Below are 15,718 nucleotides of genomic sequence, written 5' to 3'. Positions count from 1 at the left end.
TTTCCGAACAGCCGCTTCATGGATGGATACCGGCTGTTTCGGCTCCTATTGTACGCCTCGTCCCTTCTGAATGACCAGTATGCACTATTTTGTATGATACTATCGGAAAGGAAAGTGTCGATCATGGCTGATACCCTCTGCTACGTCGGAAACAAAGAGCCGTTCGAATACACCTTAGCGGTGATCAGCGGCAAGTGGAAGCTGAAAATCATCTACCTGCTCGCCTGCATGGGTACCGTCCGCTATGGCGTCATCAAGAGAAACATTGACGGGATCACCCATAAAATGCTGAGCTCGCAGCTGAAGGAGCTTGAAAACGAGTCAATCATCGAGCGCCGCGAGTATCCCCAAGTGCCGCCAAAGGTGGAATATTCCCTTACCCCAAAAGGAAAAAGCTTGTTGCCGCTCGTTCAGGAAATGTGCGCGTGGGGAGAGAAACAGAGCCGGGTCGAGTTGATGGAATAAGAGGCGATACCGCCTTATCCGCAGGTAAAATCCGATTGGATTAGAGCCGAATTTTGATCGATTTCGGTTTCCGCTAAACATTATTCCTTCGGCTCTGCAACCTTTTTCACTTTTTTCCGTCTAGGGGATGCAGGAAACATCCACCAACAACAGAAGAGGTGAACGGCATGCCCTATTCCAAAAAAACAATGACTGCGGCCTTGGCGGTCATACTGGCCGGCTCCGTAGCGAGTCAAGCATTTGCAGCAGACGGATTTAAAGATCTGCAAGGTGTCAAGAATGCGGCGCAGATTGAAAGCTTACGTGACCGGGGAGTGATTCAAGGCGTGAAGGACGGAATCTTTGCCCCTGCCGAGGAAATTACCGCGGCAGAAGGGATCACCCTCATCGTCAATGCCCTTAGGGACAAGCTTGGGCTGGAAACCGTGAAGCTGGCTGGACCGAGCTCCTATTTTACGAAGGTATCCGATAAGGCCTGGTACGCGTTCGCATTCTCTGTTGCCCACTACAAGGGGATCGACCTTCCGAAAGACATTGATCCGAACAAAGCGCTCACCAAGGAAGAGTTCGTCTTCTACCTGCAGCAAGCGATTGAAGCGACCGGAGGATACCCGCTGATCAAGATTTACATCCACATCGCCGATGAGGACGCCCTCACCACCCTGTATCAAGGTGCTATTCAACGCTCCCTGATCATGAAGATCAGCGAGTTGGACACCGCTGGCAAGTTTAACCCGAAGACGATTCTGACCCGTGCCGAAGCCGCTACCTACGCTTACCAAGCATTGACCTTCGTTGAGACCCACAAGTCTTTGGAATACTTGGAGCAGGAGCAAGCGAAGGACCCCTATCAAGCGGAAGCTGAATTGACCGGCGGCTCAGCGATTTACCGCATTGTCCGTGATCTTGAGCTGAGCTTCGCGGCGATTGACTTTAGCTCCGTTCCGCTGCCGAACGAAATCTTCCCGAAGGTTTCGAATGATGCGTTTTATGCCGATGCTCTCGTCATTGCACACGGCCACGGGGTCGAGCTCCCCGAAAGCTTCGATCCATCCAAGCCGCTCACCCGCGAGGAGTTCACCTTCTACCTGCAGCAGGCTTTGGAGAAATCCCGCCATTACCCGCTGATCAAGATCGTGCCTGCCTCCATCGCCGATGAAAGCGACATGACCGCCGGCTATCAAGGCGCTATTCAGCGTTCCCTGAAGATGGGCATCACCGAGTTGAACAAAGACGGCAAGTTCCTTCCGAAGGCTCTGATCACGCAACAGGAAGCCGCTGACCTGCTGCAAAAAGCGGTAGACTACGCCACGGCCCACCCGGATACGGGCATTCCATCGGAATAAAGCCTTTGCTGTAGAGATTATGACGAATAGGCAAAAACAGCCCGGCAGGAAAGGACGCGATCCTTTCTTGCCGGGCTTTATTCATTCCACGTAAACTCCATACGGCCACAGCTTGCGCGATTGGGCAGAGCGGGTGCGGTGAGCAATGGGAAAACGGTTAACCTTCTGTGCCCTCTCCATCCGTCGCTTCCGCCACTTCCGCCACCATGCCGGCGAAGAGCGCATGAACGAACTGCTCGGAGTCAAACTCCTGCATGTCGTCCATCTTCTCACCGAGGCCGACAAATTTTACCGGAATGTCGAGCTCCTGCCGGATGGCGATGACGATGCCGCCCTTGGCGGTTCCGTCCAGTTTGGTCAGAATAAGACCGGTGACCCCGGTCTTCTCGCCGAACAGCTTGGCTTGGCTGAGGGCGTTCTGCCCGGTCGTCGCATCCAGTACCAGCAGCACCTCATGCGGTGCGTCAGGTACCTCCCGCTTGATCACGCGGTAGATTTTGTTCAGCTCTTCCATCAAATTGACCTTGTTCTGAAGGCGTCCGGCGGTATCGCACAGCAGGACATCCACACCGCGCGTCTTCGCCGCTTGGATGGCGTCGAACATGACGGCAGCCGGGTCTGACCCCGCTTGCTGTTTGATCACGTCCACGCCGACCCGCTGGCCCCAAACCTCCAGCTGCTCGATGGCTCCCGCACGGAACGTATCCCCCGCCGCGAGCATGACTTTCTTGCCTTCCTGCTTGAAGCGGTGCGCCAGCTTGCCGATGCTCGTCGTCTTGCCGACGCCGTTGACGCCGACGAACAAGATCACGGTCATGCCCTCCGCCGCCATGTGCAGAGAAGTCTCCGCCTCGCTGCGCAGCAGCCCCACGAGCTTCTCCGAGAGGATCGGCTTAAGCTCCGCCGCCTCCTCGATCTTCCGCTTCTTCACTTCCACGCGAAGCTCGTCGATGAGCTTCATCACCGTGTTCACGCCGACATCCGCTCCGATGAGAATTTCCTCCAGCTCCTCGTAGAACTCCTCATCGATCTTCTTGTGGCGGAACATGAGGTCTTCTACCCGCTCCACGAACAAGTCGCGGGTTTTGCTGAGACCTTCCTTGAATTTATTCGTGACGGCCTCCGTTTTACCGGAGATGCTATCCTTCAGTTTCTTGAAGAAGCTCATGCTTCATCCTCCTAGAATTGGATCCTTACAGGTCATACTAGCGTCATGAGATAACGCTACCTTTCAACAACTAAGCCGATACGACGGCTTCTTCTTCATCGAGGCGAACCGATACGAGCTTGGAGACTCCGCCTTCCTCCATGGTGACCCCGTACAGAACATCCGCTTCCTCCATCGTCCCTTTGCGGTGCGTGACGACGATGAATTGGGTCGTGTCCGAGAATTCGCGCAGGTATTCGGCGAACCGTGTGACATTGGCTTCGTCGAGCGCTGCTTCCACTTCATCCAATACGCAGAAGGGTACCGGCTTGATTCGCAGGATGGCGAACAGCAGCGCGATGGCGGTCAGCGCTCGCTCGCCGCCGGAGAGAAGCTGAAGGTTTTGCAGTTTCTTGCCAGGAGGCTGAGCGACGATTTCGATACCCGTATCAAGCGCATGCTCGGGATCGGAGAGGATCAAATCCGCGCGGCCGCCGCCGAACAACTTCGCGAATACGACGACAAACTGCGTTCGAATCGCTTCAAACGTCGTGTGGAACCGTTTGGACATCTCCTCGTCCATCTCGCGGATAACTTGATACAGGGTAGCCTTCGCTTCCATCAGGTCGGCCTTTTGACTGCTGAGAAACTCATAGCGCTCGCTGACGCGGGCGAATTCATCAATTGCGCCTAGGTTCACCTCGCCGAGAGCCGAAATGGCACGGCGTAGATCCCGAACCTTAAGCTGGGTGGTCGCAATGTCCTCCGGAAGCGGATAGCGTTCCTTCGCCAGCTCATAGCTTAGCTCGTAGTCCTCCGACAGCTTCTTCAGCAGGTTGTCGAGCTCGACATCGAGCCGGTTCGCTTGTACCTCTGAGCGGTGGAGGTCCTCTTCCACCTGCTTCAAGCTGTTCCGCTGCTCGCGGGTTTCGTTCTCCTTCTCTTCCAGCTCTGCCGTCCAACGTGCCCGTTCGGACCGCTTGAATTCCGTCTCCTGCGTATATTCCTGCTTCTTGATCCGCATGCTGTTGAGCTGCTCCGTCTGAAGCAGCGATTCCTGCTCGGCGAGAGCAATCTCCTGATCAAGCTGGGTGAGCGAACGGCGGTTATGCTCTCGTTCGGTCTCCTCTGCGCTGTATCCGGCCTGCATCCGTCGGAGCTGGTCGGACAAGGACTGCTTCTCCTGCGCAAGCGAAGCCGCCCGAATCTTGAGGTCGGTCAGCTGAGTCTGCATCTCTTCCTTCGCCGATTCGTTCGCTTTTCGCGACACCTCCGCGGCTTGAATCAGCTTGCGCAGCTCCTGCTCCCGCTCCAGAAGGTCTTCGACGGTGAGGATAGCCGTGCCTCGCCGCTGCGAGAACGAAGCGATCTCGTGTTCCACCTCTTCCTTCTCCTGAAGCTGAACGGTCAAGCTGTCCTCCGCGTTGCGAGCTTCGTTCTCCAGCGGATTCAGCTCGGCAGTCGCTTGCTCCAGCTCGATCCGCCGCTGCTCGCCTTCCCGCCGAAGCTCCTCAAGCCGGGACCCGGCGGTCGCCAGGTCTTCCTTCAGCTTACGGCTCTTGGCTTGCAGATCCGTCAGTTGCCTGCGCGTGGAGCGGATTTCATCCTCCAGCTCGTCGATCTGACGCTGGCGGCCGAGGAGGCTTGCCGCCTTCTTGTGCTGGCTGCCGCCTGTCATGGAGCCGCCCGGGTTGACGACGTCTCCCTCTAAGGTAACGACCCGGTACCGGTATTGGCAGCGAGCGGCAATCTTGTTCGCATCTTCAAGAGTACGTGCGATAATTACGGTGCCGAGCAGGGAATATACGACCTGCTTGTACACCTCTTCATATTCCACGAGGTCGGCTGCGACCCCAATAAAGCCCGGATGATCCTTCACCCCGCGCAGCTCGGCATCCCCGACCCAGCGACCGCGGATGACATCGAGCGGCAGGAAGGTGGCACGGCCGAACTGCCGCTGCTTCAAGAAGGCGATGGCCGCGCGGCCATCCGCCTCGCTGTCGACGACGATGTTCTGTAACGCGGCTCCAAGCGCTGTTTCCACCGCCAGCTCGACATCCTCCGGCACCTTGACCAGCTCGGCCACAGCGCCGTGAATGCCCTTCAGGCCGCCTGGACGGTCTTTGGCTCGGAGCACTTCCTTGACGCCGTGCTGGAAGCCGTCGTAATCGTTCAAGAGCTCCCGCATCGTATCGCGGCGGGAGACGAGCGCATCGAGCCGCTGCTCCCACTTGCGCTCGGCTGCGGCGGCTTCCGCCTCCAGCGACTGCCGGTTGCGCATATTCGTCGTGAGCGTCTCATATTCCTCGCGCATCCGCTCGACGTCGGCAGCCGCCTTATCGCGGCGTTCGGTCAACTGCACCCGGCGCTCGGCCAGCTTCTCGCGCTGTCCCTGCCACTTGGCCGTATCCTCGCCAAGCCGCTCGCCGCGCCGCTTCAAGCTTTCGATCTGCTGCTCCGCATAACGGATCTCGTTGCGGGCCTGCGCCAGGTCGTTCAGCACGGTGAGCAGCTCGCCCTTGAGCTGTTCCTCCTTGTCGCCGCTCAAGCCGCCGGCCACGCCGAGCAGACCGGCCTCCTCAGTCTGGACCGACGCCTGCAGCTCCTTTAAGACGTTCGCCAGCTCGGCAATCTTCTCCTCCTGAGCGGTCATTTCGCCCTTTTGCTCCGCGAGGCTCTTGTCCCGCGTTGCAATCGTCAACGTCAGCTGCTCGCGGTTGGCGGCCAAGTTCTTGCGCCGTTCCTTCAGAACCTCGCCCTGCCCCTCGCATTTCTCCGTCTCTTCGCTCACGGACAGCAAGAGAGCATGCAGCCTCTCCAGCTCTTCATCAAGCCGCCGCGTTTCCCAGCGGTGCTTCTCGAGCTGGGCGTCATGCTTGCCGACTTCGGCCGACAGCTCCAACTGCCGACTCTTGAGAGCGGCAAGCCGTTCTCCCGTCTCCGTCCATTGCCGATGGAGCTGCTCGATCTGATAGATGTACATGGAGATCTCGTTTGTTTTGAGCTCCTGCTTCAATTCCTTGAAGCGAACCGCTTTCTCCGCCTGCTCGCGCAGCGGTTCGATCTGATCCTCCAGCTCGGAGACCAGGTCGTGAATCCGCAACAGATTTTGCTCAGTCTCGCCGAGGCGCTTTTCCGCTTCTTTTTTTCGAGACTTGTATTTGACGATGCCCGAGGCTTCCTCGAAGATCCCCCGCCGGTCCTCCGATTTCGTGCTCAGGATCTCTTCAATCCGGCCTTGGCCGATGATGGAATACGCTTCCTTACCGATACCGGTGTCCATGAACAGCTCGGTGATATCCTTCAACCGGCACGGCTGTTTGTTGATCAAATATTCGCTGTCCCCGCTGCGGTGTACCCGCCGGGTGACCGTCACTTCACTAAAGCCGAGAGGCAGCGCCTCGTCGGAATTGTCCAGCGTCAAAGAAACTTCGCCGAAGTTGACTGGTTTGCGCGCGTCACTTCCCGCGAAGATGATGTCTTCCATTTTACCGCCGCGCAGAGACTTCGCGCTCTGCTCGCCGAGCACCCATCGGATGCTGTCGGAAATATTGCTTTTGCCGCTGCCGTTCGGTCCGACGACCGCCGTAATGCCGGTGACGAACTCCAGCTCCGTCCGGTCGGCAAAGGATTTGAAGCCCGCAAGCTCCAGTCGTTTCAAGAACATGCTCTCACCTCAGGGTGTGGAAATACAACGTATATTGTACCATAATCGGGCAATGCCACGTATAAAAACATTCCAAGCTCTCGCAAAGGAGCCATTCCAAGTAAATCCTTGGTAATTCGAGAAAAAATGCAACCTAAACAAGTTAGGATAGGGTGTGATCACGGACGAGTTGTCGGAGGTCGGACGGGTAACAAGAATCCATTTGGATCAAAAAAACCTGCAAGGTGATCTCCTCGAAGGAAGAGTACCTGCAGGTCTTATCGTTCGGATCATTTGCGATCCATCATTCCTCATTCTTAGGCTTGCTGATCAGCGCGAGACTCAAAGGGAACCGCACGAGCCGCCTTCCTCGCTCCGGTCAAGTCTGATTCGATAATCCACCGGCGAGGAACCGGTCAGCTTCTTGAACAGCTTGCTGAAATATTTTACGTCATTGAAGCCGGCTTGCTCGGCGATCTCATAAATTTTTAGATCCCGATGGCGAAGCAGCTCCTTCGCCCGTTCGATGCGCAGGTGAATCAGCTGGTCGATAAAGGTGTGACTGGTTTGTTTCTTGTACAGGAAGCTGAAGTAATTCTTGCTGACATGAACGTGATCCGCCACCATCTGCAGGGTGATCCCCTCGGTAAAATGCTTCGCGAGAAACTCCTCTGCCTTATCGACGATCAGCTGGTTCGAACTCGGCTTGCCTTCGCCGCTTCGGCCCGATTCGCATTCCCGGATGCTGACGACCAAGGAATCGACCAGCTCGTTCAGCGTCTCGGCGCTCATCAGATCCTGGTAATATTCAAGCGCAAGCTTCGGCTCCAGCTCCTTCAAATAAAGGGCGGAGAAAAAATCGCAAGCCTCCCGCTTCACCCGCTCCGGTTCCTTCTGCTCCCTGCCCCATTCCTGCGCTTTCCTCGCAAGCTGCTGCAGGGGCTCCGCCGCAGAGCCTTCAGCTTCCGTCATTTGGTGATGGGTTGCCAAAGAATTCGCTCGACAAAAAACATCTGGGGCCTGCCAGCCGTCGGAACTCCATCTCTCACCGATCCGATAGATCCCGCCACTTCCCCGATAGAACCGGTACGTGTGCGCTTTCTCTAGCTCAGCGATCTTTTGGGTCAAGCGATCCGATGGCACTTCATTCACATACCCCATCGTCAGCCGCAGACCGGTCTCCGCTTCCAGCATGTTCTTCAACTCGTTTGGAAGGGAAAAATGGATCGGGATCAACAAAAGCAGCTCATTTTCCTTAGTGGCGATGGCCACTCCCGATTCAAACCGCTTATAGAACAGCCTCTTCAGTTCATCCACCATCATACTAAGGAACAGGTACCCATTTGCCTGCTTGAGCTCCTCCGCGCGGTCAACGATGAGGCTGGCCATCGTACAGCCCTGATCGAAGGCTTCGGGTAGGAAGGACTCAACCCTCTCGCAGCTTCCGTTCCGAATCAATTCGCCAAGCCCCCGCTCCGCGTTTTTCCGATCCGCCATCAACAACTGGTTGCGCCAGGTGCCTTTCACTCCCGCACCGATGCGTTCCTTCTCGATCGCTTCCACACATCTATCCAGGACGGAAAGAAGCTCCTCCGGTTCCATGGTCAGCTTCAGGATATAGTCCATCGCGCCGAGGACGATACCTTGCCGCACATATTGAAAGTCATTGTAGCTGCTGATGAGAATCACCTTGATGCCGGGATACCGCTCCATGGCTCTGCGGGTGAGCTCTAACCCGTCCATTAGCGGCATTTTTATATCCGTGATTAGGATATCCGCCTGCTCCTTGCTAAGCGCCTCGAGCGCCGCCTCTCCGTTCGAGTAGTCTCCGATCATTTCCAGCCCTTTGGAGGTCCAATCGACAGAAGCCCGAATGCCCATGCGGATGATCGGTTCGTCATCAACGATCATGACCTTGTACATAGCGCTTCCCCCTTATGTCTGTCTCTAGCTGCCTGTCCGATGAAGCCTAACGGATGACCTTATTCGTTCGGTCGATTATGCCTGGGAAGAGGTGATCACTCATCATTCGTTGGTATCGCTCAAAAAGTAAAGCGCCTTCATTTTCATTGTATCATGTCAATGCCCCCCGCTAGGGGAAGGATATTCCGTTTCTGAGCCATAGCCTCGTAATATAATCCACCTTTTATTGCTGAAGCATCGAATCGAGCTGAGCCGCCAATTGATCGAGCCCCTCTTGCACCGGAACCTCTTCCTGGAAAATCCTCTTCATTCCGAGCCAAAACACACGGTCGACTTCAGACCAGTTGGGAATAGGCGGGCGGATGAAGCTGTTCTGGAGCGCCTCCAAATAAGGCGTCGTATAGGAATTCTTCTCGTAGGAAAGCTTCTTCATTGCTTCCAAATTCGTCGGAATCTGTCCGGTTTTCGCCATGGTAAGCTGGGCATCGGATTCCGTCAGCCATTTCATGAAGACCCAGGCGTCCTCCGCTGCTTGGGTGTTTCGCAGGAGCACGAGGTTTTCCCCGCCGACGATGGAAGCGGTCAGGCCTGAAGACAGGCTCGGCATCGGGGCTCTTTGGGTAACCCGCATGGCGAGGCTCAGCTCGGGGGCATCCAGAACACTGTAAAACCAAGGGCCTTCATCCGTCATAAGGATGTTTCCACCCTTCACCCCCGCCCACAAATCACCGCCCCCTTTTACAATCAGAGGATCGATTACGCCCTTGCGGTAATAGTCCACCAGCTCGCCAACCGCCTTGACGGTAGCCGGACCGTTCAGATAGCCGGATGCCTGCGAATAGGTATCGTCCAGGAAAGAGCCGCCCAAAGCATATAGATACGGCATGAGTCGCCAGGCGTCGAGCCCTCCGATCCCGATGCGGCTGTGGGTCCGTTCCGCCGCCGTCAGCGCGTCCCGAAGGGAGGCCGGAGGGCCGGACAACCCAGCTTTCTCCAGAAGCACGCGATTGTAGATTGCGATCTTCGTATTCACATTCAGCGGGAGAGAATAGCTGTGACCTTCCTGCTCTCCCAGCTCCATGACATCGGAGCGGAGCGCTTCGCGCGTCTCCATAAATCCGGGATTCGCCTCCAGCGGAGTCAGCAGCTTCTTGTGAATAAACTCCGGAATCCAGGCGATGTCCATGCGCACGACATCCGGTCCGCGATGAGACGCCGCCCTTGTGATGAGCGTGTTTTTCAGTTCCGTGTTGTTCGCCTGCCGAACCGCTTTAATATGAATGGCCGGATGCTCCCGTTCGAAGGCAGGGATGATCTCCTGCTCCAAGAGCCGAGTTTCCTCGTCGCTATAGGTGTGCCAGTATTCGATCGTCGTCTCCGTGGATTCCTTTATGGAAGCCACCTTATCTGGATCTGAGATAAAGCCGCTCTCCCCGCAGCCTCCGAGGAGGAGCAAGGACAAAAGCGGAAGAATCGCGGCTTGTATACGTTTGGGCCAACCGAAGCTCATCCGTTTCCCTCCTCATTCATGTTCCGGCTTTAGAAAGATCCGTACGGTGGTCCCCTCTTCGGGGGCGCTTGCGATCGACCATTCCGAACGTCGGGGATAATACAGCCTCAACGTATCGTCGACATGCTTCAAGCCGATGCCGAGGACGCCTGGCGGCGCTTTATCCGGATTTTGTAAAACCTTCAGCCTGTCCGGATCAATCACAAGGCCATCGTTCTTGACGAGAAATAGAATCCCCTCACCCGCTCGCTGAATGGAGATGAACACATCCCCGCCGGAATTCTTCGGCACCAAGCCGTGGAACACGGCGTTCTCGACTAACGGCTGGAGCAGCATGCGCGGAATATGAACATGACCGACCCCCGAATCGAGGACCGCATCCAACCGAAAAGGCAGCTGGTAGCGGAGCTCCATGATGACCAAATATTTGCGGATGATGTCCAGTTCCTCGTCGATGGTGATCATCCCGCCGCTTTTGCCCATATTGGCTTCAAGCAGCCGGGTCAGCGCCGACAGCCCCTGATCGGCGCGCTCGTACATGCCAGCGCGGATCAGCCACCGGAGCGTGCTGAGCGTATTGAAGAGAAAATGCGGCTGTATCCGGTGCATGACCGCTCGCAGCTCCGCTTCCTGCTTGCGGCTCTGCTCTTCCTCCACCTGCTGGATGAGCGAGTTAATCTCCTGCAGCATCTTGTTGAACTGGCGGCTCAGCTGGCCGATTTCGTCCGTTGAGCGAATTTCAGTCCGCACTTGCAAATCGCCTTGCTGTACCCGCCTCATATCGCGGATCAATCGATTGACCGGATTGGTAACGTAGCCGGCGATGCCGATGCCGATGAGGATGCCGACGAGGGAGAAAAGGCCGGCAGAGGATAAGATTTGCGATTGCAGCCGATCGAGCGGTCCGGTGATCTCCTTCACGGGAACGACCCCCGTCAGAAGCCAGCCGTTATTCAACGGCTGCTTGACTCCGTAATAATCGACCCCGTCTTGGCTGTACTGGAACTCCGCTTTATCGCTTCCCGTCAGCATGCTTAGCAACTCCGGATTATTCACGGGTTGGCCGATGCGAGCCAGATCGGAGGCAATCCGAACGATTCCCCCCTCATCCACCACGAAAAAGGTCCCGGTCTCCCCGAGTTTCGGCTGCTTGATCGTATCAAGGATGGCTCTTCCATCCAAATTGATCTGGATCAGGCCGATGTTGCTCATGCTCGTAAACTTCTTCAAAGCCCTCGCTACCGGCAGGACGAGCTCGGTATTCGTACCGGCTCCGCTCAACCGGTCATATTGCATCTCCAGCCAGATCGGCTCTCCATCCTCATGGAAAGCTTCCTTGGTCCACTCTTCCTCAGAGAGACGGGCTTGCTGCAGCTTGCTGATCGAGAAGGTGCCGCTGCCCCAGCCGGTCATGGCATCTGCGCGCAGCACGTAAATCTGCTTGATGAACGAGCTTGAATAGGCGAGGTTGTTTAAGGTCGATACCATGTAATCGTTCATCCCGGTCCCCGATTCGGTCGACCCGATTCTCGTATCGGAGACCGCAGTCTGCACGTTCAGATCGCTGTAGAGAAAGTCGGATGCGTCGAAGCCTGCATTCAGGATGCCGGAGAGCGCATCGGCGGTTTGCTTGGCGAGCTGGACCGAGGTGCCGCGAACGTTCTCCTTCACGATGGATTCCGATGCCCGATAAAAAGACACGCTTGTAAAGATCAGCGGGATGAGAATCGCGAGGAGAAACGCCGCGATCATCTTGCCGGCAAAACGATGTCCGATCCTCCGTTTGAAGCCCATGACATTCCTCCTCTCGTCTCATACGTCCTTTAGTGTACCGGATTCCCTATCATCCGCCAATGGCGATCCGGGAATTGGCGAAAGTCGGTCCGAAAGAAGCAAAAGTGACAAATCATGATTCATGTAGCCGGTTATTCCGGCGAAGGGGTGGCATTCCACCGCTTGTTGAAATCGAGTTGCCATGGAATAGCTCTTGCGGGAGCAACTCGATTTCAAAGGCGGCCGTAGACTTTCCATGCCATCCCCTTTCCTCCATAACCTCCAATGAATCACGACTCAGGTGGCCGGATATTCCGGCAATAAAACCGCCCCGGAACGAATAGCTCGTCCGGGGCGGTCTGCCGATGAAGCCATTAGGCCCATTTCACATATAGCATCGTCCAAATGTCAAGGCATGGAACCGTAAACTGAGCTGCTTCCCCTTGATCGTGAGGAACCTTTTCAAAGGGGAGCTCCTGCGGCGCTCCACCCTCTGTGTCGGGGCTTGCCCAATACAAGCCGGCGATCTCCCGTTCCATCAGAACAGTCCCCGTAAACTCGCGCTGAGCGGTTGGACGGTTTGCTTTTCCATGCTCCCAATGATCATCTTCAAGGCCGACCAGATTGATCAGATGAATCACCAGGTAACCGGGCAGCCGCTTGACAAGCGTCCATACCTTGCCGACATCCCCGTTCGGAGCGAACTCTGCATCGCCTTCGAAGCGAATCTCCGTGTTGACGCCTCCTGTGTACGTATACGACAGATCCTCCAGACCGGCATCGTAGAGCAGCTTTCCGTATCGCACGATGAAATCGTAATACCTTCGTGTCTCTCGAACGAATTCAGGGCGCATCTCAGCGTAATCCGGATAATAGGCCATGGTGAGCAGCTTCTCGTCTTCCCCGAGCAGCAGGTGATAGCCGCCGCTGGCAAAGATTGTCGCCATGGTCAGCACCGCCCCGTTCTCCGACTCAACCGCGTCGTTGTTCGCCTTCGGATAGAAGGCCGGCAAGTAAGCGGACAGGATGACCTGCTTGCCGCGGCCGTAGGCTTTCGCTTCATCGATCAGGCCCTTCAGCTCCCGAAGGTGGATGACCGGAGGCCACACTTCGATATAGACAGCCTCTTGGTCAGAGCCGGCCGTCGCCCGCACCGGATAGTTGCTGACATTATTGAAGATAAGCCCGGCATCCGGATTGACCTCTCGAACCGCCTGCTTCGTTCGGTCGATCAAGGCCGGGTAACAAGCGGCCAGATCAACGATTTCCTCCTCGCCATTCCCCTTGCGAACCGCCTTCTTCGGGAAGCCATATTGGTCCATGTGAATGCCGTCGAAACCAGAGGCGACCACCTTGCGGAACTCCTCTACGATATGGGCGGTCCACGGCGAATCGGGACTGATGTCCATGATGTAGAAGATGTCGATCAGGTGGAACGGCTCCCCGTTTCGTTTGTACAACCCGAGCTCAGGATGCTCCAGGAGGTAATCCTTCAGCGCCGCATATACCGCGCCGTAGGCCATCGCCGCGATTCCGCGCTCATGCAGGGCGTCCACCTTTTCCCGGACGACCTTGTAGGAGAGCGTTCGCCCCATCGGATCGATGAACTCGTCGGCGGGAGGGATGAGGCTGTCGTGCCTGTACATCCAGTCGTAGAACTGTACGACATTCAGATGAAACCGGTTCAGGCTGTCCGCATCGCGAAGATCTCCTTCTTCACCGGATCGGAAATCGCTCAGGAAACCATATCGCGGAGCACGCCGCCAATGATCGGCCACGTCATAGGCCGTGGCGGCCCGGGCGACAAGGCTTCCCTCGCGATATACTTCCACCGTTACGCCATAGCATTCCCACTCCGATCCCCGGGTAATGAGCGGGATTCGCAAGGTCGTCGGCACGTCCGCTTCGCAGCTGATTTCGGAGCGGATGAGCTCCAGCGTTTCATCCAGCTGCTGAATTTCGGTCCGAACGGTCAACGGCGCCGCAGCGGAAGCCGTCAGCTCTACGATCAGATGTCCCGGACCGTTCGGCTTGTATTGGGCTTTGTCCGGATAAATGTCAAGGTTCACCGTGTATTGTGTCATTTCGAGTCTCCTTTGTATTCCAGAACGACCATGTCCCAATATTTCAGCTCGGGCAAGGTAATCGACAGCTGTCCGTTCTCCTGTTTGAAATCGAGGGCGACCGGAGCACCGTGATGGATATCGGGAGATGCCGTCCAGACGGCCTTCACTTTTTCACTGGAGGGAATCGTGAGCTGCACGTTCTCCCGCACTTTGGGCTCCGCCTGGGTCGCATCCGTGTCGTTCCAGTTCATCGTGGTGGCATCCGTGAAATTCACGAGCTGTACAATCGCCCGATTCGCCTGCTGTTTGGCAAGCGACCAGACGCTTCCCTTCTTCGGTGTATCGCTGATCGGCAGCTCGGATCCGGCCGTGACGGCGAGCTTGATCTCCTCAGACGGATCACGCAGCAGGTTCTCATATGCAGTCAGGAAATCGTAATACGCAATCAATTGGTTCTCCAAGGCTTCCGGGATCGTCAGATTGCGGTTCGGAAAATACTCCTTCGCCAGCATGTTCTCACCCTGCTCCAAATGGGAACCCCCCGAGGCAAAGATCGTCGCATTGGTCAGCAGGACGCCTGGGGCGTTGAACTCCCCTTTGGAATCCGCATGCTTGTAGTTCATGTAGGCGGCGAGGACCGTCGCCAGCTTGCTGCTGCCGTACTTGTTGTTCTCGTCGATGGCTTGCTTCAGGCTCTTGTATTCCGGATAGCTCTCCCAGAGCTCTGTGTAGAGGAACTGGACGGGGGCTTTGGCGATCAGCGCCTGTCCGTATTGCCCGACCGCATTTATGACGATTTCCTTGCCCAGCTTCTCCTTCGCGTTTGCCAAGAAGTCCTTATACGTCAGTGCCAGATTAAAGCTCTTCCCTTTGCCGTCCCATAGAGCTCCGCGATCTCCCAGTTGATCCACATGCCAGCCGTCAAAAGGGAGCGTGTCGAAGGTTTTCTTCTCCGCGGCGAAGAGGTAGTTCTGCCAGTCCAGGTTCCCCGGATTATAGAGATAGATGTCGCTCGCCCAGGAATCCGGCAGCGGGTGACGATCCTGATTTTGCAGGAGCGGGTCCTTGAACATCCCCCATTCCTTCTTGACCCCGTCCTTCTCGGCATCTTGATAGGCTCCGAACAGCAGATTGTAATTCATCGCCTTCATGCTTTTGCCGTGGAGAAGATCAATGTACCCTTTGACGGTATCGAAGGAGACTTCCCGATTGGCGATATCCGGCCAGGTGGACGCGGGCTTGTCGCCTTCCCACTTGATAGGGGTTTGATGCTTATACTGCCAATCGTAGAACTGAACCCCGTTGATATGGAACCGATTCAGCCGATCGACGGTCCGCTGCATCTCCCCTTCGTCCAGCTTGTGAAAATCCGCCAGATACCCGTAGCGCGGATATTTCGACCAATCGCCCGAAACATCCACGGCAATGGTCGCGCGATCAGTCCATTTCCCGTCCTGCTTCAGCAGCAGCTCCGTCAAGTACCCTTTGTAGTTGTCGGATGGCGGAGTCCATTCCCATGCCGCTTTCTCTCCCGAGACGGACACGGTCTGCTCCTTCACGACCTCATTCAAGTGCTTATATCGGATCAACAGCTTGCCTCTTGACCCGACGTTGCCATTCAGTACCGCCTCGTACTTAACCGGTTCCCCCGGCTTATACGCGGCCTTGTCCGTCGCCACACTCTTGATGAGCTCTCCGTCCGGTACCGTTTCAATCCGCACCGCCTCTTCTTTACAGCCGGCTGCGACCAGCAAGAGGCAGGCTGCGCCGGTGCAGGCGGCAGTGCGCATTCCCCATTTCCGCATGTTCATGAAGTGAATGGTCCTCCGTTTTCCATTTAGA

9 protein-coding genes are annotated in these 15,718 nt (G+C 56.3%); 2 read left to right on the top strand and 7 right to left on the bottom strand.

The genetic code is table 11. The features are described 5' to 3' along the window. Window positions 1-123: 123 nt before the first annotated feature. Both BN2684_RS20180 and BN2684_RS20175 read left to right on the top strand, forming a co-directional pair. The gene (locus tag BN2684_RS20180; RefSeq protein ID WP_058303896.1) at window positions 124-465 is read left to right on the top strand and encodes a winged helix-turn-helix transcriptional regulator; all 342 of its coding nucleotides are present in this window, start codon (window positions 124-126) and stop codon (window positions 463-465) included. Window positions 466-632: 167 nt separating this feature from the next. Beyond that, the gene (locus BN2684_RS20175; RefSeq protein WP_058303895.1) at window positions 633-1,811 is read left to right on the top strand and encodes an S-layer homology domain-containing protein; all 1,179 of its coding nucleotides are present in this window, start codon (window positions 633-635) and stop codon (window positions 1,809-1,811) included. Between the two features lie 157 nt (window positions 1,812-1,968). Here the strand turns inward: BN2684_RS20175 and ftsY are convergent, their stop codons facing one another. From ftsY to BN2684_RS20140, 7 genes are all read right to left on the bottom strand, one after another. Next, window positions 1,969-2,979, bottom strand: coding sequence for a signal recognition particle-docking protein FtsY (ftsY, locus tag BN2684_RS20170; RefSeq protein ID WP_058303894.1), 1,011 nt, complete (start codon window positions 2,977-2,979; stop codon window positions 1,969-1,971). A gap of 70 nt (window positions 2,980-3,049) precedes the next feature. Continuing rightward, window positions 3,050-6,625, bottom strand: a complete 3,576-nt coding sequence (gene smc, locus BN2684_RS20165) for a chromosome segregation protein SMC (protein ID WP_058303893.1) — start codon at window positions 6,623-6,625, stop codon at window positions 3,050-3,052. A gap of 321 nt (window positions 6,626-6,946) precedes the next feature. Continuing rightward, window positions 6,947-8,527 carry a response regulator gene (locus tag BN2684_RS20160; RefSeq protein WP_058303892.1) on the bottom strand — a complete coding sequence of 527 codons (1,581 nt, stop codon included), beginning with the start codon at window positions 8,525-8,527 and terminating at the stop codon, window positions 6,947-6,949. A gap of 223 nt (window positions 8,528-8,750) precedes the next feature. Further along, window positions 8,751-10,037 (bottom strand): extracellular solute-binding protein, encoded by a 1,287-nt coding sequence (locus BN2684_RS20155; RefSeq protein WP_058303891.1) that lies wholly within the window; start codon window positions 10,035-10,037, stop codon window positions 8,751-8,753. A 12-nt stretch (window positions 10,038-10,049) separates the two neighbouring features. Continuing rightward, a complete protein-coding gene (locus tag BN2684_RS20150; RefSeq protein WP_058303890.1) occupies window positions 10,050-11,831 on the bottom strand; it encodes a sensor histidine kinase in 1,782 nt (593 codons plus the stop codon). Between the two features lie 353 nt (window positions 11,832-12,184). Next, window positions 12,185-13,894 carry a glycoside hydrolase family 66 protein gene (locus BN2684_RS20145; RefSeq protein WP_058303889.1) on the bottom strand — a complete coding sequence of 570 codons (1,710 nt, stop codon included), beginning with the start codon at window positions 13,892-13,894 and terminating at the stop codon, window positions 12,185-12,187. Then, the gene (locus BN2684_RS20140) at window positions 13,891-15,687 is read right to left on the bottom strand and encodes a glycoside hydrolase family 66 protein (RefSeq protein WP_058303888.1); all 1,797 of its coding nucleotides are present in this window, start codon (window positions 15,685-15,687) and stop codon (window positions 13,891-13,893) included. The genes BN2684_RS20145 and BN2684_RS20140 overlap by 4 nt, the downstream gene beginning before the upstream one ends. Window positions 15,688-15,718 lie beyond the last annotated feature (31 nt).

Origin of the sequence: Gorillibacterium timonense, from assembly GCF_001457415.1 — a bacterium.
GTDB lineage: Bacteria > Bacillota > Bacilli > Paenibacillales > NBRC-103111 > Gorillibacterium > Gorillibacterium timonense.
Note: the sequence above shows the minus strand (reverse complement) of the source record. Positions and strands in the feature narration are given on the sequence as shown.

Excerpts from the sequence above, each read along its gene's own strand:
- ftsY (WP_058303894.1), bottom strand. The coding sequence starts at position 2,979 with ATGAGCTTCTTCAAGAAACTGAAGGATAGCATCTCCGGTAAAACGGAG.
- BN2684_RS20145 (WP_058303889.1), bottom strand. The coding sequence starts at position 13,894 with ATGACACAATACACGGTGAACCTTGACATTTATCCGGACAAAGCCCAA.
- BN2684_RS20150 (WP_058303890.1), bottom strand. The coding sequence starts at position 11,831 with ATGGGCTTCAAACGGAGGATCGGACATCGTTTTGCCGGCAAGATGATC.
- BN2684_RS20140 (WP_058303888.1), bottom strand. The coding sequence starts at position 15,687 with ATGAACATGCGGAAATGGGGAATGCGCACTGCCGCCTGCACCGGCGCA.
- BN2684_RS20175 (WP_058303895.1), top strand. The coding sequence starts at position 633 with ATGCCCTATTCCAAAAAAACAATGACTGCGGCCTTGGCGGTCATACTG.
- BN2684_RS20160 (WP_058303892.1), bottom strand. The coding sequence starts at position 8,527 with ATGTACAAGGTCATGATCGTTGATGACGAACCGATCATCCGCATGGGC.
- BN2684_RS20180 (WP_058303896.1), top strand. The coding sequence starts at position 124 with ATGGCTGATACCCTCTGCTACGTCGGAAACAAAGAGCCGTTCGAATAC.
- smc (WP_058303893.1), bottom strand. The coding sequence starts at position 6,625 with ATGTTCTTGAAACGACTGGAGCTTGCGGGCTTCAAATCCTTTGCCGAC.
- BN2684_RS20155 (WP_058303891.1), bottom strand. The coding sequence starts at position 10,037 with ATGAGCTTCGGTTGGCCCAAACGTATACAAGCCGCGATTCTTCCGCTT.